The sequence below is a fragment of the Pseudacidovorax intermedius genome (genome assembly GCF_001476815.1).
Lineage (GTDB): Bacteria > Pseudomonadota > Gammaproteobacteria > Burkholderiales > Burkholderiaceae_C > Xenophilus > Xenophilus intermedius_A.
Map to the genome: position 1 here is coordinate 154,161 of NZ_LDSL01000051.1, position 16,505 is coordinate 170,665.

The 16,505-nt window shown below is 65.4% G+C and carries 23 protein-coding genes and 2 tRNA genes; 6 read left to right on the forward strand and 19 right to left on the reverse strand.

What is annotated here, in order from left to right; genetic code table 11:
- Positions 1–6 precede the first annotated feature (6 nt).
- Positions 7–786: an SDR family oxidoreductase gene (locus tag NS331_RS08315; protein ID WP_058641526.1), complete on the reverse strand. Its 780-nt coding sequence runs from the start codon at positions 784–786 to the stop codon at positions 7–9.
- Positions 787–908: 122 nt separating this feature from the next.
- Positions 909–3,221: a ribonuclease R gene (gene rnr / locus NS331_RS08320; protein ID WP_058641527.1), complete on the reverse strand. Its 2,313-nt coding sequence runs from the start codon at positions 3,219–3,221 to the stop codon at positions 909–911.
- A gap of 44 nt (positions 3,222–3,265) precedes the next feature.
- On the opposite strand from rnr, the gene NS331_RS08325 reads away from it, so the two are divergent.
- Together NS331_RS08325 and NS331_RS08330 are read left to right on the forward strand one after the other, a co-directional pair.
- Positions 3,266–3,350 (forward strand) — tRNA-Leu (locus NS331_RS08325).
- Between the two features lie 210 nt (positions 3,351–3,560).
- A tRNA-Leu gene (locus NS331_RS08330) sits at positions 3,561–3,645 on the forward strand.
- A gap of 109 nt (positions 3,646–3,754) precedes the next feature.
- Here the strand turns inward: NS331_RS08330 and rimO are convergent.
- Positions 3,755–5,143 (reverse strand): 30S ribosomal protein S12 methylthiotransferase RimO, encoded by a 1,389-nt coding sequence (gene rimO / locus NS331_RS08335; protein WP_440589371.1) that lies wholly within the window; start codon positions 5,141–5,143, stop codon positions 3,755–3,757.
- On the opposite strand from rimO, the gene NS331_RS08340 reads away from it, so the two are divergent.
- Positions 5,143–6,765, forward strand: a complete 1,623-nt coding sequence (locus tag NS331_RS08340) for a recombinase family protein (protein ID WP_058641579.1) — start codon at positions 5,143–5,145, stop codon at positions 6,763–6,765. The two genes, rimO and NS331_RS08340, sit on opposite strands and share 1 nt — an antisense overlap.
- Before the next feature lie 136 nt (positions 6,766–6,901).
- Here NS331_RS08340 and arsH read toward each other — a convergent pair whose 3' ends face one another.
- The 9 genes from arsH to NS331_RS08385 form a co-directional block, all read right to left on the reverse strand.
- On the reverse strand, positions 6,902–7,618 hold the full coding sequence (gene arsH, locus NS331_RS08345; RefSeq protein ID WP_058641529.1) for an arsenical resistance protein ArsH: 717 nt from the start codon (positions 7,616–7,618) through the stop codon (positions 6,902–6,904).
- The gene (arsC, locus tag NS331_RS08350) at positions 7,605–8,036 is read right to left on the reverse strand and encodes an arsenate reductase (glutaredoxin) (protein ID WP_058641530.1); all 432 of its coding nucleotides are present in this window, start codon (positions 8,034–8,036) and stop codon (positions 7,605–7,607) included. Before arsC ends, arsH begins: the two co-directional genes overlap by 14 nt.
- Before the next feature lie 41 nt (positions 8,037–8,077).
- A complete protein-coding gene (locus NS331_RS08355) occupies positions 8,078–9,364 on the reverse strand; it encodes an arsenic transporter (protein WP_058641531.1) in 1,287 nt (428 codons plus the stop codon).
- A 68-nt stretch (positions 9,365–9,432) separates the two neighbouring features.
- A complete protein-coding gene (locus NS331_RS08360) occupies positions 9,433–9,939 on the reverse strand; it encodes an arsenate reductase ArsC (RefSeq protein ID WP_058641580.1) in 507 nt (168 codons plus the stop codon).
- An 18-nt stretch (positions 9,940–9,957) separates the two neighbouring features.
- Positions 9,958–10,284 (reverse strand): ArsR/SmtB family transcription factor, encoded by a 327-nt coding sequence (locus NS331_RS08365; protein WP_058641532.1) that lies wholly within the window; start codon positions 10,282–10,284, stop codon positions 9,958–9,960.
- Between the two features lie 298 nt (positions 10,285–10,582).
- Positions 10,583–10,873 (reverse strand): hypothetical protein, encoded by a 291-nt coding sequence (locus NS331_RS08370; RefSeq protein WP_153012783.1) that lies wholly within the window; start codon positions 10,871–10,873, stop codon positions 10,583–10,585.
- Positions 10,870–11,538: an SOS response-associated peptidase gene (locus NS331_RS08375; RefSeq protein WP_058641534.1), complete on the reverse strand. Its 669-nt coding sequence runs from the start codon at positions 11,536–11,538 to the stop codon at positions 10,870–10,872. The genes NS331_RS08370 and NS331_RS08375 overlap by 4 nt, the downstream gene beginning before the upstream one ends.
- Before the next feature lie 3 nt (positions 11,539–11,541).
- Positions 11,542–11,787, reverse strand: coding sequence for a hypothetical protein (locus NS331_RS08380; RefSeq protein WP_058641535.1), 246 nt, complete (start codon positions 11,785–11,787; stop codon positions 11,542–11,544).
- On the reverse strand, positions 11,777–11,974 hold the full coding sequence (locus NS331_RS08385) for a hypothetical protein (protein WP_058641536.1): 198 nt from the start codon (positions 11,972–11,974) through the stop codon (positions 11,777–11,779). Before NS331_RS08385 ends, NS331_RS08380 begins: the two co-directional genes overlap by 11 nt.
- A 116-nt stretch (positions 11,975–12,090) precedes the next feature.
- On the opposite strand from NS331_RS08385, the gene NS331_RS08390 reads away from it, so the two are divergent.
- From NS331_RS08390 to NS331_RS08400, 3 genes are read left to right on the forward strand one after another with little or no spacing between them, the layout of a single operon-like run.
- A complete protein-coding gene (locus NS331_RS08390) occupies positions 12,091–12,381 on the forward strand; it encodes a hypothetical protein (RefSeq protein WP_058641537.1) in 291 nt (96 codons plus the stop codon).
- Positions 12,382–12,384: 3 nt separating this feature from the next.
- Positions 12,385–12,597, forward strand: a complete 213-nt coding sequence (locus NS331_RS08395) for a hypothetical protein (RefSeq protein ID WP_058641538.1) — start codon at positions 12,385–12,387, stop codon at positions 12,595–12,597.
- A gap of 11 nt (positions 12,598–12,608) precedes the next feature.
- The gene (locus tag NS331_RS08400; protein WP_058641539.1) at positions 12,609–12,899 is read left to right on the forward strand and encodes a hypothetical protein; all 291 of its coding nucleotides are present in this window, start codon (positions 12,609–12,611) and stop codon (positions 12,897–12,899) included.
- Positions 12,900–12,929: 30 nt separating this feature from the next.
- On the opposite strand, the gene NS331_RS26090 is transcribed toward NS331_RS08400, so the two are convergent.
- The 7 genes from NS331_RS26090 to NS331_RS08430 all read right to left on the reverse strand — a co-directional run bounded on the left by NS331_RS26090 (position 12,930) and on the right by NS331_RS08430 (position 16,473).
- On the reverse strand, positions 12,930–14,177 hold the full coding sequence (locus NS331_RS26090; protein ID WP_153012785.1) for an ATP-binding protein: 1,248 nt from the start codon (positions 14,175–14,177) through the stop codon (positions 12,930–12,932).
- A gap of 122 nt (positions 14,178–14,299) precedes the next feature.
- On the reverse strand, positions 14,300–14,437 hold the full coding sequence (locus NS331_RS27430; protein WP_345940343.1) for a hypothetical protein: 138 nt from the start codon (positions 14,435–14,437) through the stop codon (positions 14,300–14,302).
- A 122-nt stretch (positions 14,438–14,559) separates the two neighbouring features.
- The gene (locus NS331_RS08410) at positions 14,560–14,916 is read right to left on the reverse strand and encodes a hypothetical protein (protein ID WP_058641541.1); all 357 of its coding nucleotides are present in this window, start codon (positions 14,914–14,916) and stop codon (positions 14,560–14,562) included.
- Positions 14,913–15,527 (reverse strand): lysozyme, encoded by a 615-nt coding sequence (locus NS331_RS08415; protein ID WP_242873691.1) that lies wholly within the window; start codon positions 15,525–15,527, stop codon positions 14,913–14,915. The genes NS331_RS08410 and NS331_RS08415 overlap by 4 nt, the downstream gene beginning before the upstream one ends.
- Positions 15,520–15,813, reverse strand: a complete 294-nt coding sequence (locus NS331_RS08420) for a hypothetical protein (protein ID WP_058641543.1) — start codon at positions 15,811–15,813, stop codon at positions 15,520–15,522. The genes NS331_RS08415 and NS331_RS08420 overlap by 8 nt, the downstream gene beginning before the upstream one ends.
- Positions 15,810–16,160, reverse strand: a complete 351-nt coding sequence (locus NS331_RS08425; RefSeq protein WP_153012786.1) for a hypothetical protein — start codon at positions 16,158–16,160, stop codon at positions 15,810–15,812. The genes NS331_RS08420 and NS331_RS08425 overlap by 4 nt, the downstream gene beginning before the upstream one ends.
- Positions 16,150–16,473, reverse strand: coding sequence for a hypothetical protein (locus NS331_RS08430; protein ID WP_058641545.1), 324 nt, complete (start codon positions 16,471–16,473; stop codon positions 16,150–16,152). Before NS331_RS08430 ends, NS331_RS08425 begins: the two co-directional genes overlap by 11 nt.
- Positions 16,474–16,505: the final 32 nt, after the last annotated feature.

Genomic DNA, 16,505 nt, shown 5'->3' on the forward strand with positions numbered 1-16,505 from the left:
CCGGCCTCAGCCTCGCCCGACGAAGGGCATCTTGGTCGCCATCACGGTGTGGAAGAGCACATTGGCCTCCAGCGGCAGGTTGGCCATGTAGAGCACCGACTGGCCCACCACGTTCACGTCCATCGTCGGCTCGACCGCGATCTCGCCCGTGGCCTGCGGCACGCCGCGCTGGAACTTGGCGGCCATCTCGGTGAGGGCGTTGCCCACGTCCACCTGGCCCACCGCGATGTCGTACTTGCGGCCATCCAGCGCCGCGGTCTTGGTCAGACCGGCCACGGCATGCTTGGTGGCCGTGTAGGCCATGGAGTTGGGCCGCGGCGTGTGGGCAGAGATGGAGCCGTTGTTGATGATGCGGCCGCCACGCGGCGTCTGGTCGCGCATCGCGCGGAAGGCGCGCTGCAGGCAATAGAACATGCCGTTGAGGTTGATGTCCACCACGCCCTTCCACTGCTCGGGCGTCCAGTCCTCGAACGGGCCGGGCGGGTTGCTCACGCCGGCGTTGTTGAACAGCAGGTCGACGCGGCCGTAGCGCTGCAGCGTGGCGGCGAAGAGCGCGTCCACCGATTCGGGCCGGGTCACGTCGGTGGGCACGGCGAACACGCGCGCGCCGGCGCCGGACTCGTCGGCCACCGACTCCAGCGGCTCGGGCCGGCGACCGGCCAGCACCACGGACCAGCCGTCGGCCAGCAGCGCCAGCGCCGCGGCCCGGCCGATGCCGGTGCCCGCGCCGGTGACGATGGCGATGCGCGGCGCGCGGGCCGCGGAAGAGGATGTCTTGTCGTTCATGGCATCGGCGCCCGCGTGGTCCGCCCGCCACCTGCGCCACCCGCAGGCGGCGAAGATACGAGCGCATGACGGGCGTTCAGTCTCTTGAAAGGATTGGACGGAAAGCGAACTGGGCTCAGGGCTCAGGGCCGCGGCGGCCTGCGCTTCTTCTTGACCTTGCCCGCCGCGTTCTTGACGGCCGACTTCAACGCCTGGATGGGCGAGGTGACCGGATTGGTGCGCGTGGCCGAGCGCGATTCCGCCCGCTGCCGGGACTGCCGCTTGTCGGACGCCTTGGCCGGCACGCCCTGCGGCGCCACGCCCTTGTCGCGCATGGCGCGGGCCGTCAGGTCGTCACCCTCGCGCACGAGGCGGAAGTCGATCTTGCGACCGTCCAGGTCGACGCGGCTCACCTGCACCCGCACGCGCGTGCCGATGGAATAGCGGATGCCGGTGCGCTCGCCGCGCAGTTCCTGCCGGGCCTCGTCGAACTTGAAGTATTCGCCGCCCAGCTCGGTGATGTGCACCAGGCCCTCGACGTACATCGCGTCCAGCGTGACGAAGATGCCGAAGGTGGTGGCCGCGGTGACCACGCCGCCGAATTCCTCGCCCAGGTGCTCGCGCATGTACTTGCATTTGAGCCAGGCCTCGACGTCGCGGCTGGCCTCGTCGGCGCGGCGCTCGTTGGCACTGCAATGCAGGCCGGCGGCCTGCCAGGCCTGCGTCTCCTTGGTCTGTGCGGCCGGCAGCTTGGCCGGCGCCTGCGTCGGCGCCTTCACCCGCGAGGCGAGGCGCTTGGCCAGCTTGGCATGCGCCTCGCCCGGCGTCGGCAGGGCCGGCAGCTGGTAGCGCGAACCGCCCAGGATGGCCTTGATCACGCGGTGCACCAGCAGGTCGGGATAGCGCCGGATCGGGCTGGTGAAGTGCGTGTAGGCCTCGTAGGCCAGGCCGAAGTGGCCGCTGTTGATCGGCGTGTAGATCGCCTGCTGCATGGAGCGCAGCAGCATGGTGTGGATCTGCTGCGAATCGGGCCGGCCCTTGGTGGCCTCGGCGATGGCCTGGAATTCGGAGGGATGCGGCTCGTCGGTGATCGACATGCCCACACCCATGGCGCGCAGGTAGTTGCGCAGGATCTCCTTCTTCTCCGGCGTGGGGCCTTCGTGCACGCGGAACAGGCCCGGGTGCTTGCTCTGCGCGATGAAGTCGGCGCTGCAGACGTTGGCGGCGAGCATCGCCTCCTCGATCAGGCGGTGGGCCTCGTTGCGCGTGCGCGGCACGATCTTCTCGATGCGTCCCGATTCGTCGCAGACGATCTGCGTCTCGGTGGTCTCGAAGTCCACGGCGCCGCGCTTGCTGCGCTGGGCCAGCAGCGCGCGGTACACGTCGGCCAGGTTCAACAGGTCCTGCACCCGCTCCTTGCGGCGGCCGGCCTCGGGGCCGCGCGTGTTCGCCAGGATGGCCGCTACCTCGGTGTAGGTGAAGCGGGCATGGCTGTGCATCACGGCCGGATAGAACTGGTAGGCGTGGATCTCGCCGTCGGCGGTGATCACCATGTCGCACACCATGCACAGGCGGTCGACGTCGGGATTGAGCGAGCACAAGCCGTTGGAGAGCTTCTCCGGCAGCATCGGGATCACCCGGCGCGGAAAGTACACGCTGGTGGCGCGGTCGTAGGCATCGATGTCGATGGCCGAGCCGGTCTTCACATAGGCGCTGACGTCGGCGATGGCGACCAGCAGGCGCCAGCCGGTCTTGGCCGTCTTGCCGCGGCCCATCTTCATGGGCTCGCAGTACACCGCATCGTCGAAGTCGCGTGCGTCCTCGCCGTCGATGGTGACCAGCGGCACGTCGCGCAGGTCGATGCGGTTGCGGCGGTCGGTGGGCCGCACCTTGTCGGGCAGCGCCTTGGCCTCGGCCAGGCATTCGTCGGAGAACACATGCGGCACGCCGTACTTGCGCACCGCGATCTCGATCTCCATGCCGGGGTCGTCGATCTCGCCCAGCACCTCGGAGACGCGCCCCACCGGCTGGCCGAACAGCGCCGGTGGCTCGGTCAACTCGACCACCACCACCTGGCCCGTCTTGGCGGTGCCGGTGGCGCCTTTGGGAATCAGCACGTCCTGACCGTAGCGCTTGTCCTCCGGCGCCACCAGCCACACGCCGCCTTCGTTCAGCAGCCGCCCGATGATGGGCTGGGCCGGACGCTCCACGATCTCGACCACCCGCCCCTCGGGGCGGCCCCGCCGGTCGGTGCGCACGATGCGCGCCTTGACCCGGTCCTTGTGGAGCACCGCCCGCATCTCGTTGGGCGGCAGGTACACATCGGCTTCTCCATCGTCGCGTTGCACGAAACCGTGGCCGTCACGGTGGCCTTGCACCGTTCCCTCGAACTCTTCCAACAGGGGGTTGGCAACTGCGGGATTTTTGATATGATCTCCTTCTTTCCTGAAACGCATACGAAATTTTTGACGTTAACCCCTCTAGGGTACGACAGAAATTGGCCCAGGTGGCGGAATTGGTAGACGCACTAGTTTCAGGTACTAGCGAGTAACATCGTGGAGGTTCGAGTCCTCTCCTGGGCACCAACACACAGCAAAGCCGCCGGCAACCCCGGCGGCTTTCTTATTTGTGAGAGCCTCTGCGGCGCTCGACGGCCCAGGCGGTTCGCTGCCAGGCCACTTCGAATGGCACCGCAGATGATCGACGGCGCAGAGTTGCTTACCGCTTCAAAATGCTGTTATGATCGCAGGCTTTCCTGAAACGGATATGTTTTTCGCGAAAGCGAAGAATATTGAGCCCAGGTGGCGGAATTGGTAGACGCACTAGTTTCAGGTACTAGCGAGTAACATCGTGGAGGTTCGAGTCCTCTCCTGGGCACCAAGACACAGCAAAAAGGCCACCTTCGGGTGGCCTTTTTGTTTTGGCGCTCAAGGCGTTCGACGCGCAAGGCATCGGGCAAGGGGCTGCACCGCCCCGCCCTGCCGGCGCCTCAGATTGGCAGCGCCACCAGGTCGTGGCCTTCGGCGGCGACGATGCGCGCCTTGGTGAACTCGCCCACCTTCATCGTCTTGCTGACCTTCTCCGGCGGCAGCAGCCGCACCACGCCGTCGATCTCGGGCGCATCGGCATAGCTGCGGCCCACGCCGCCCTTGCGGCCCAGACCCGGCGCGGAATCCACCAGCACCTGCATCGTGGCGCCCACGCGGCGCTGCAGCCGCTGGGCCGACACGGCCTCGGCCACCGCCATGAAGCGGGCGCGGCGCGCCTCGCGCTCTTCGGCGGGCAGCATGCCCGGCAGGTCGTTGGCCGTGGCGCCCTCCACCGGGCTGTAGGCAAAGCAGCCGGCGCGGTCGATGCCGGCGGCGCGCACGAAGTCCAGCAGGTGCTCGAACTCCGCTTCCGTCTCGCCCGGGAAGCCCGCGATGAAGGTGCTGCGGATCACCAGCTCGGGGCACATCTCGCGCCAGCGCGCGATGCGCTCCAGGTTCTTCTCGCCACTGGCGGGACGCTTCATGCGGCGCAGCACGTCCGGATGGCTGTGCTGCAGCGGCACGTCCAGGTAGGGCAGCACGCGGCCTTCGGCCATCAGCGGGATGATCTCGTCCACGCTCGGGTACGGGTAGACGTAGTGCAGCCGCACCCAGGCGCCGTAGGGTTCGGCGATGTCGCCCAGCGCCGCCACCAGGTCCAGCATGCGGGTGCGCACCGGCTTGCCGTCCCAGAAACCGGTGCGGTACTTGATGTCAACGCCATAGGCCGAGGTGTCCTGGCTGATCACCAGCAGTTCCTTGACGCCGCCCTCGAACAGCGCCTTGGCCTCCTTGAGCACGTCGCCGATGGGCCTCGACACCAGGTCGCCGCGCATGGACGGGATGATGCAGAAGGTGCAGCGGTGGTTGCAGCCCTCGCTGATCTTCAGGTAGGCATAGTGGCGCGGCGTGAGCTTGATGCCGGCCGGCGGCACCAGGTCGACGAAGGGGTCGTGCGGCTTTGGCAGGTTGGCATGGACGGCGTCCATCACCTCCTGCGTGGCATGCGGGCCGGTGACGGCCAGCACCGCAGGATGCAGTTCCCGCACCAGGTTGCCGCCGCTGCCGCCGCTCTTCGCGCCCAGGCAGCCGGTGACGATCACCCGGCCGTTCTCGGCCAGCGCCTCGCCGATGGTGTCCAGGCTTTCCTTGACCGCGTCGTCGATGAAGCCGCAGGTGTTGACGATCACCAGGTCGGCGCCCTGGAAGGTCTTGGAGGTCTGGTAGCCCTCGGCGCTGAGCTGGGTGAGGATCAGCTCGGAGTCGGTCAGGGCCTTCGGGCACCCGAGCGATATGAAACCTACACTCGGGGCGCGCTTCTGCTCGTCGGTCATCGTTGGGGTGTTCATTGTCAGGACTGGTATATAGCTACACGCGTTTTTCGGACCCGCGCCAAGCTAAGGGCACGAGTGCAGAGCGTCAGGCGGCCTATGCGGCACGTTGGGCCGCAGAGCACGGTCTGCGGCTCGACGAATCGTTGACGCTGCAAGATGAGGGGCTCTCGGCCTACCACCAACGGCACGTGAAGTCGGGTGCGCTTGGGGTGTTTCTGGCCGCTGTCGAGTCTGGCAAGGTGCCGGCCGGCTCCGTGCTTGTGGTGGAAGGCCTGGACAGACTCTCCCGGGCCGAGCCGATCCAGGCCCAGGCCCAACTGGCCCAAATTGTAAATGCCGGCATCACCGTGGTGACGGCCAGCGACGGGAAGGCCTACAGCCGGGAACGACTCAAGGCCAACCCGATGGACCTTGTCTACTCGCTGCTGGTCATGATTCGCGCACACGAGGAATCCGACACGAAGAGCAAGCGCGTCAAGGCAGCGATTAGCAAGCAGTGCGAGGGCTGGCTCGCTGGCACCTTCCGCGGCATAGTGCGCAACGGGAAGGATCCGGCATGGACGCGGCTTGTCGATGGCAAGTTTGAATTGGTCCCTGAGCGGGTAGAAGCCGTTCGCACTGCGTTGGACCTGTACCGCCGCGGCTACAGCCCCCGGCGCATCACACTGCACCTTGCGAACGAGGGCCTACAGATGACGGACTCGGGGCCGCAGTCGCTGCAGATCTACCGCCTCATACAGCAGCGCGCCTTGCTGGGCGAGAAAGAGATTGCGGTCGATGGAACCACATACCGACTGCCTGGTTACTACCCCGCTCTGTTGACTCCGGCGGAATGGGATGACCTTCAGGCGGTAGCTCACTCTCGCGTGCGCCGGGCTGGCAAGTCCGTTGTGCCGCACCTCATCACAGGCCTTCGCATTGCTGTATGCGGGTACTGCGGCCATGCAATGGTCGGCCAGAACATCGGCACCCGTAACCGCCGAGCCGACGGCGGCATTCACGATGGGCACCGACGGTTGAACTGCATCACGTACAAGAACGCTGACTGCACCATCAAACCTATGACCATTTCGGTTGCACCGATTGAGCGCGCCCTGATGACTTACTGCAGCGACATGCTCAACCTTCAGGCGCTGTACGGCGGTGATCGCTCCAGCGGCCCCAGGGCTCGCGTGGCAGCCGCCCGCGCAAAGCTCGCCGAACTGACTCAGCAAATTGAACGGCTCACCGACGCGATCTTGCAGGCTGGGGCGGATGGCGGCGCGCCACTAACTTTCGCCCGCCGCGCACGATCATTAGAGGCCGAGCAAGTAGAGGCAGAGAAAGATTTGAGCGCCGCCGAGCGTGAACTGGCCGCGCTGGCGCGCGTTGACTTGGCGGGGGCGGATGCCGCCTGGCAACGACTAGCTGAGGGCGTCGAGGCACAGGATTACGACGCTCGCGTTCGGGCTCGTCAACTGGTCGCGGATACCTTTCAACGGATCGTCATCTATCGCGCCGGGGTGCGGCCGACAGAAACTCCAAAAGGCATCATAGAGATCATGCTGGTGGCAAAGGGCGGCGTGGGTCGCCTGCTCCAAATAAATGCTCAGGGCCAGCTGCTCGCAGCGGAGGCAACTAAGCAGCAGTGGGAGTAATTGCTGGTAGCGTGTCTGTGCTGTTGATTCCCGCGGATGAGAACGTTGTGAGACCATCTGACACGCCACCTACATGGCCGCAATCGGCCACAAGCGGTCGACCGCCTGCGTCCGCTGTCGAGCAGCAGTTTTGGCGTCAGATGCTGCGAAGATTGACCCGTTTGGACAGCGCCTCAGCGCTCTCGCGCCGCTCGCTGTAGCGGTCGACCAAGTAGCTCGCGCAGTCGCGCGTCAGCAGCGTGAACTTCACCAATTCCTCCATCACGTCCACCACGCGCTCGTAATAAGGCGAGGGCTTCATGCGGCCATCTTCGGCGAACTCGGCGAAGGCCTTGGCCACGGACGACTGGTTGGGGATGGTCAGCATACGCATCCAGCGGCCGAGCACGCGCAGTTGGTTTACCGCGTTGAAGGACTGCGAGCCGCCGGACACTTCCATGACAGCCAAGGTCTTGCCCTGCGTGGGTCGCACCGATCCGTTGGAGAGCGGAATCCAGTCAATCTGCGACTTCATGATGCCGGTCATGGCCCCGTGGCGCTCGGGCGAGCACCACACCATGCCCTCGGACCACTCCGCCAAGTCGCGCAATTCCTGCACCTTAGGATGGTCCTCTGGCGCGCCATCGGGCTGCGGCAGGCCGCGCGGATCGAAGATGCGCGGCTCGGCGCCCATGGCCTGCAGCAGCCGCGCCGCTTCCTCGATCACGAGCCGGCTGTAGGAGCGCTCACGGACCGAGCCGTACAGCAGCAGGATGCGCGGTGGATGGGTCGCGCGCTCGGCCGGCAGCAGCTGGGCCAGGTCGGGCCTGCGGAAGTGGTCCGCTTCGATGTTGGGCAGCTCAGGGCTTTGCAATGCGTGCTCCCTTGGCGTCAATGACGGCCTGGCCGTCTTCCTTGGTGAAGGCGCCTTGCTGCGGCTGCGGCAGCAGGTCCAGCACGGCCTCCGAAGGCCGGCACAGGCGCGTGCCCAGCGGCGTGATGACGATGGGCCGGTTGATGAGAATGGGCTCCTGCACCATGAAGTCGATCAACTGCGCATCGGTCCACGAGGTGCTGTCCAGGCCGAGTGCTTCGTAGGGCGTGCCCTTCTTGCGCAGCAGCTCGCGCGGCGTGATGCCCATGGCGCCGATCAGCCGCACCAGCGTGGCGCGGTCGGGCGGCGTCTTCAGGTACTCGATGACCTGAGGTTCAACGCCGCTGTTGCGGATCATCGCCAGCGTGTTGCGCGAGGTGCCGCAGGCAGGGTTGTGATAGATCGTGATGTTGCTCATGGTCGGTTTCTTGTTGATTGGTGCAAGCGCTCGGCCCAGGCTCAAGCCACACTGAGGCGCAGGGCGAGGGCCGCCAGCGTGACCAGCAGCACGGGCAACGTAAGCACGATGCCCACGCGCAAGTAGTAGCCCCAGGCGATGGTGGTCCCCTTCTTCTGGAGCACGTGCAGCCATAGCAGCGTGGCCAGGCTGCCGATCGGCGTGATCTTGGGGCCGAGGTCGCAGCCGATGACGTTGGCGTAAACCATGGCCTCTTTGACCAGGCCGCTGGCTTGCGAGGCGTCGATGGACAGCGCCCCAATGAGCACCGTGGGCATGTTGTTCATGACCGAGGACAGTAGGGCTGTAAGCACGCCCGTGCCGATGGCCGCGCCCCAAATGCCGCCCTGCGCGAACACATCCAGCAGCGCGGCGACGCGGTCGGTCAGCCCAGCGTTGCGCAGACCGTAGACCACCAGATACATACCCAGCGAGAAGACGACGATCTGCCAGGGCGCGCCGTGCAGCACCTTGCGTGAGCTGATAACGTGGCCCCTGGCCGCAACGGCCAGCAGCACCACGGCGGCCACGGCTGCGACCGCGCTGACCGGCACGCCCAGTGGCTCCAGACCGAAGAAGCCGACCAGCAGCAGGATCAGTACCACCCAGCCGGCTCGGAACGTGGCCGGGTCGCGGACGGCTTGGGCTGGCGTCTTGAGCTGGGCCAGGTCGTAGCGCGCCGGCACACGCCGGCCGAAGTACAGCAGCAGGACCAACAGGCTGGTCAGCACGGCGGCGACGTTGACCGGCACCATCACAGCCGCATACTGGTTGAAGCCGATATCGAAGAGGTCGGCCGACACAATGTTGACGAGGTTGGACACGATCAGCGGCAGGCTGGCGGTGTCGGCGATGAACCCGGCCGCCATGACGAACGCCAGGGTTGCGGCCGGCGAGAACCCCAGCGCGACCAGCATCGCCATGACGATGGGCGTGAGGATCAGCGCGGCGCCATCGTTGGCGAACAAAGCCGCCACCGCTGCGCCCAGCAGCACGATGAAGGCGAACAGCCGGCGGCCGTTTCCGCCGCCCCAGCGCGCCACGTGCAGCGCGGCCCACTCGAAGAAGCCGGCTTCGTCCAGCAGCAGGCTGATGATGATGACGGCCACGAACGTGGCAGTTGCGTTCCAGACGATGCCCCACACCACGGCAATGTCGGCCAGGTGCACCACACCGAAGACCAGGGCCAGCAGCGCGCCCAGCGATGCGCTCCAGCCGATGCCCAGGCCTCGCGGTTGCCAGATGACCAGCACCAGCGTGAAGAGAAAGATCAGGATAGCCGCGAGCATGGCAGGGGCCTCTTAAGGGGACGGGGCTTCGGCCCGGCAGGGCCGCAGGAGAGGTTAGCCGCGCGCGATCAGCGCTTGGCCAGATCGCGTGCGGACCGCTGGAGCGACAGCTTGTCGATGGCGGCAGCAGGCAGGTTGATGAACAGCTCGACGCGGTGGCGGATGGCGTGCAGCGTCTTGCGGAACGCGGCCTGTTTCTCCTCCGCGCTGCCCTGCACCTCGGACGGGTCGGCGTAGCCCCAATGGGCCATAGCGGGGTGGCCTGGCCAGATCGGGCACACCTCGCCGGCCGCGTTGTCGCATACGGTGATGATGAGGTCCATGTGGGGTGCGTCGGGCTTGGCGAACTCGTCCCAGCTCTTGCTGCGCAGGCCTTCGGTGGACATGCCGACCCGTTGCAGCGCCTCCAGCGCGAGCGGGTTGGGCCGCTGGTTGTTGCGCGGGCTGCTGCCGGCCGAGAAGGCGCGGAAGCGGTCGCCGGCCATGCCGTTCAGCAGGGCTTCGGCCAGGATGCTGCGGGCCGAGTTGTGGGTGCAGAGGAACAGGACGTTCAAAGGGCGCACGGTTGCGTTCATGGTCATCGTTAGGTGTGATCAGCAGCGGCAGGAAGCTGCCGCGTCGGTGGTGGAGCACGCCTCGCCCCCACAGCAGTTCTCGCTGAGATACTCCATAAGTTCGTTCATCGTGTTGAACGAGGTTCGATAGATCAGGTTGCGGCCCTGCCGCTCCTGCGTCACCAGGCCGGCATGCGTCAGCTCCTTGAGATGGAACGACAGCGTGTTGCCGGCTACGTCCAAGTGGTCGGCCAGTGCACTTGGGGTCAGGCCTTCGGGCCCGGCGACGACCAACGCGCGGAACAGGCGCAGGCGCAGGACTTGTGCCAAGGCGGCGAGAGATCGGACGGCGTCAGCTTCTTCCATAGATCAACTATACAACGATCATTGAATCGTTGAGTGACAGCTTCCGGTTTATCCCGCCCTCCGAGCGAAAGACCGAGTTGGGCCCAAAGTGGCCGGTCAGGCTGCGTTCGGAGCAGACGCAGACCAACTCGCTCACAAAGAGCTTCAGCTTTCCCCGCGACTTCAGGAATCACAATCTAGAGGCGCAACCCAGCATCCATGCGGGTTTGCGGCGTGTTCGTGGGAATTTTTGGCTGCATTCCGAGCGCGTCCGCATGCGCCCTGGCGGACTCTCATTCCCGCAGCCGGAGGCGTCCTTTCACCGCTCCACAAAGTCGAGTGTGACGACCTCGCCATCCGAGACGCCGAGCACCGAATTCGCTGCCATCTGCGCGCGCGAATGCAGATCCATCAGCCGGCGCGCGTTGTCGCTGGGGCGGTACGCGTCATCGCAGCCGCACTCCAGCCACCTCAGTTCTTCGGCCCACGCCAGCCACGCGTTGTAGGGATCGACGTCGGCTGCTCCAAAGACCGCCAGCGCCGCCGCGCGCGCCGCCTCCAGTTGCGCGGGCGGCGCCGGCGGATAGAAGACATCGAGCTGCATATTCATGCTGATTCCTCTGCTGGTCGTGCATCGAAGACGTCGACGGGCGCCAGGCGCAGCAGGGCGCGCGCATCGGCCGTGGTGCCGGCGAGCCACTGGTCCCAATCGCTCGCCTCAAGAGGGATCACGCTTCGCTTGTCCTGTTGGTCCGGCGGCAGCTTGGGGTCGGGCTTGTGCATGCGGCTCATCAGCGGATGGGCGTCCGCGTTGATGGTCAGCATCGTGTAGCTTTCATGGACTTCGCCCGTGGACCGATCTGTCCAGATGTTCCACAGTCCAGCCAGGCCCCACGGCGCGCCATCGGCGCGGCGAAACGTCCACCACTGGTTTTTGCCCGTCTCCCAGTTCGGCTCGTCGAAGGTCAGGGCCGGGATGACGCAGCGCTGTCCACGCTTCCACGGGTCGCGAAAAGTGGCCTTGGCTTCCAGCTCTTCGCTGCGCGCGTTGTTGGTCGAATACTTCAACCGTGGCTCCTTGGCGAACCATGGGATCAGGCCCCACTGCCCTACGACCAGTTCGCGGGAGTAGCCGGCGTCCTCGCGGGTCCGCCGAATGAAAGGGCCAGGGCTGCGCGGGAAGATCGTCCGAGGCCAGGGGACGGGATTGGCGCGGCCGATGTGAAAGAGCCGTTCCATTTCCAGTTCAGTGGGCGCGACGTATCGATTGCACATTCGTCACATTCTGCGGCGCAGCGCCGGCCGCAGCCAGTAGGACCATGCTCCGCGCGCCCATGCCGCCGTATACAGCAAAGCCAGAGCGAACATGCCCAGCTGACCGGCCTGCCAAGTGGCGGCCAGGAAAAAGGGTTGTGAGGCCAGACCGAACACGCACGCCCAACGCGCCCGGGCCCGGCTCATGTCCTGTGACAGCCAAGCGGCCAGCGCGCCACAGACGAGGATCAGCGCCTGGTCAATGCCCACGCGCCGGCGCCTCCACGGGCGCGAGCCAACGCGCCGCGGCGGTGCTGGGCGCCATGGCGCGCAGCTCAGGGTCGTCGGCGATCTGCCTTGCCGTGGCCGCCAGCTCGCTTGACTCGACCGTGCGCCAGTGCTGCTGCAGGCGGTGGGCGCACGCCGCGATCCAAATTTCGTCGTCTCGTTTGTCCATGGCGCCAGTCTAGCGAACTACTGTATATTTGCCCAGTGTTCTGCGAAATCCGCACTCTACGTTCGAAAGGCATGCGCCTGCGACGGTCCGAATACCCGGCACCCGTGCGAGGACGCGTGGAGGTGGCCGTCTGGCCGCACAACAACTTTCAGCGCTTCATCCGGCGCATTGAGGTTCGCGTAGGGGTCGGCATCAGCACACACCGAACGCCGCTGATGATGGCTGACCCTGTCCTGCTGCCTTGCCCGGCCAGTCTCGGCCTGCTAATCGCCGGCATAGAGCTGGAGGCGATCGAGAACCGGGTTCACGAGTTCTCCCAGCTATGGCTGCTGCGTCCGTGCCAAGGGGACGAAGAGCTAGATCCGGTGCAGTGGACGCAGCTCGCGAAGTTCATCCCTACACCTTGAACCATGACCCTCGGCCACCCGACCCTGCTCCGCGTCCCTGCCTGGTACAGCGACCGCATCAAAGATGAAATCGTGCTGCCTCTGGCGCCCGAGGATTACGACATCGCGCCCGGCGAGGGCATCAATGAGCGGTGGATCGTCACCAGTTCCAGCGGCGTCGTGGTGTACGACGGCATCGGGCCCGTCGACGTTGTCCGTTCCCCCGCCCCCTTCTGATCGGAGGTTTCATGTCCATCACTGCCCGTCTCAACGACACCCCTGTCGGCACGCCTGTCGACATTCTGCAAAGCGCAGAAGGCCGCTTCGCGCGCGAGTTGGAGAAGCTGCTTGGCGATGACTTGGCGCCCGCCCTGCGCGCGTTCGAGGCCGCGCAAGACAGCAGCGCCGAAGACCTCAGCAAGGAAGAGATTCGCTTGGCCGGCCTCTGGGCCGCGGCCTTCGATAAAGCCAGGCTTTTTAGCCTGCGAGAACTGGGCGACGTTGGAGAGGCCCATTTCAGCGTCAGTATGCGAGGATGAGAAAATCAGTCTGTGACCGCAACTTCTACATTAATCCTTCCACCGAAGGAAAAAGAGAAGATAGGGGTCACGAATGTCCAGCACGTCGTTTTCGCCATCCCACTCGATCACATTTCTGCCTTCTGCAGAATTTGCGATGTTCGCAATGTGCGAACACGCTCCTGTCACACTTGAACCACTAGGATTTCCGGCTATGCAAATAGCCTGAATTCTTTTCTGCAGATTAGAGTATCTTTGAGTCAACTCAGGGGGATCAGAAGCGACTGCACGAAGTATCAGCGGATAAACATCCACTATCTCATTGCCTGCAATCAAATATGAGTTTCGATCGGTGCCCCGTGTCTTAGGACCCTCAATCATTTTCGCAACGGTAGAAGAATAGTCTGCCGTTGCCGCAGTGCGAGTACAGACCGACTTGATCGCTTCTCTGTTAGAGGATAGCTGCTTGAATGAACCCTTCTCGCGGACATCGTTTTCGAAGCACGTGTTCAGGCACAAGGTTTGCATGAGCTGGGGAGAACCAGCCGCCTCCTTTGAAAGTGCTTCAACGTAAGCCGGGGAGGCTGCCGTATTTAACGCGGCAAATCCTTTGTTTGCAATTTTTGCCAGCTCTTCTGGCCGCCAGTAGTCAAAATCAAGTTTTACTATTCGACCCCGGAGGTCAGAATTTGCACGAACCGCGTCATCCGAATGATAAGGAACCGACGCCACAACAAATACAACGCCATGTCGTATTGCCTCCTTAATCTGATTTGATACTTCGGTTTGTACGTCCTTCGGAATGTAGTGAAAGTCATCGATAAAGACGACAAGACCGGTCCCCGAAAGCTCTCTAATGAGAAGTTGCAGATAGTCTACCGCGATATCCACTTTATCTGCTGTAGATCCCGAGGTCTTAAATGCGGCGTTTATCTCGCCGGAGCCCTTTGCAAGAAACGGCACCCCCGCTTCCCCACCGAGTTTCCCACCTATGGCGGACTCCTTTCCGTCGGTGGTGGTTGTACTTTTCGAAACGGGCGTGCCGATGATGTCGAAAACGCGGTCCCAAAGAATTTTGGGGCTAGTCACGCCGGCGCCGGTCACAGTGACAAGAGCTGCGTGGCCGACATTTTTTTCGATAAAAACAGTCTTGCCAGATTTAGATGGACCCGAAAGAGAAATTACTGCCGCACCAGCATCCAAAGCATCTCGCAAAATGCGCGCATGCTCTTTCAGGTGGTCATCCGTATACGTGACTTCCGGCTCTTTGCCGGGCGTGAATACTTGGGTTGCCTTCATCTGCTGATACCTCGCATGTCAAGGCATTGTGAGGCACAAGCTCAGCCAAAACAATGAGGACAGCGATGCGCTGTGATAGCAAATATCTGTGAAGTCCGCCAACTCCGCAAGCCACATTGACGTCAGCGAACAGGCTCGACGCATTCCGCCAGCGCGGCGCGTAGCTCCCCCTCGTAGCCTTCACGTAAAAGCAACTCGGCCTGTGCGGCGGCGACCCAGCGGTCCACGTCGACGCCGAGCGAAAGGGCCTCGGTGGGCATCGCTGGCCGCGCAGGCTCCGTCGCACCGCATTCGACAGGGACAGGCACGTTCGCGCGCGCCGACGGGCCCGCCGCACATCCCGTCAGCAGGGCCGCAGACAGGCCCAGGAGCGCCGCCCGCATCATGGCGCCGTCCTTCCCCGCATCCAGCTGTCAACGCGCGCCTGAGCGCTCGCGCACACGTCGCCGGGCACGGCGGCCGGCGTGGACAGGATGAGCTGCGCCATGGCTTCCTGCTGCCGGCGCCGCTCCGCGGCCGCGGCCTGCGCCGCCTTCGCACGCCGGGCGCGCTCGTCGGCCAGGTCGCGCAGGTCGGCGACACCGTCGCTACAGGCCGAGGCGTCGGCACGGGCACTGTCCCGCTCGCCCGTCGTGCGCGTGACCGCATCCCGGGCGCGCAGCCAGGCCCAGCCGAGGCCGGCATTGCCGGCCACGCTCAGCACCAGCGCGAGGGCGAGCGCCTGCGTGGCCGCGGTCATGGAAACGCCGCCTCTCCAGCCGCGATCGCCTTCCCGACTGGCCAGCCCAGGAACACCAGCCGCGTGGCGGCCCGCCGGCGCTGCAGGCCCTTGAGAACCTGGCCCGCCGCCCTCACCCACTTCGGCAACTCATCCGCGGCGCCGGTGTAGTCGCCGGCGTTGAGCTTGCGCAGGAACGTGCTGGGCCGGCCATCGGCCAGGTACAGGATGCCGTCCCGCCCTCGCCCGCCCGGCCCCGTGTTGTAGACCGTGGAGACGATGGCGTCCCACTGGCACTGCGACACAGGCACGCGGACGGCCTCGCGCGCCGGCGGCTCGAAGTCCCGCGCGAGGCGCCGCGCGTAGCGCACGTCCGCCTCCAGCTGCGTGATGACCTGGCCGGGCCGCACATCGAGCGTGTCGCCCCATCCGATGGTCCACGGCGCGCCGCTCAGCCGCGCGAACGGCGCCGGCACGGCCGGCAGGTTGTACGGGTCGAAGCCTGCCCGGCGCAGCGCCGCAAAGAGCGGCGAGGCCGGATCGGGGTACGCGAGCAGCTTGCACGCCTCGTAACAGTGGTTCAGCGCGTGGCAGGCCGGGCCGGCGCGCATGACGTCGACGGCGCTATCCATGCTGCCCCCTCACCTGCGCATCACGCGGCGCACACCCGCGCCAGTGCTTGCGGGACGCGCCCAGGTGCATGAGCAGGCCCGCAAGGCCGGCGGCTTCGTACCAGTCCAGATCCGCACCGCGCAGCAGCTCCAGCAGCACGCCGAAGGCGAAGACCGCCCACAGCAGGTAGACGCCGAAGACGCTCACGCGATGTTCGCCGGCACGCAGGAGGTCGACGCGCAGCACGCACACGACGAGCACCACGAGCGCAGCCACCACGCCGGTCAGTTGCATGGCGGCGGTCATGGCTTGCTCTCCAGGCGTCCAACGTGGCTCAGCAGCGCGCGCAGGAGCGCGGTGACGAGCACCTGCGCACCGAAGCCGGCGATCAGCGACAGCACGATGAGCGCCGGCCGCGAACTGCCGATGAACTCGGTTGCGGCGGTGCCGCACGCAGCACCGACGAGCGTGGACAGGGCCACGAACACCAGCGAGCGGATGCGGCCCATCCGCTCGGCCTGGAAGAGCGCGAGCAGCGCACCGATGAGGCCCCAGATCAGGGCGTAGTAGTCGACGCCGAGCATGGCCATCACGAGCGTGGAAGCGGTAGCGGCAATGCCGGCGATTGCATTGGAAGCGGGCTCAGGCGGCATCGGCTTGCGTCGCCTCGTCGGCAGCCAGCACGGCGGTCGCGCCTGCGAGGTCGCCGGCCTCGATCTTGAGCAGCTCGCCGTAGAGCCATTGCAGCGTGTCGCCCTCGGGCGTGCCGGCGACGTCCTGCGCGATGTGCGCAAGGGGCCGCTTGCCGGCGGCCTTGGCCTCGGCGCTTATGTAGCCCTGCAGCACGGCCTGGCTCTTCGTGCCATCGACCACGACGGTGTACTGGCTGATGACGAAATGGGTGACGGGTGCCCCGGTGGCCGCGTCGGTCAGCGGCTTGTGCAGGGCGATGATCTTGTGAGTCATGGTGTCTTGAAGATGGAAAGGAAAAGAAGCGG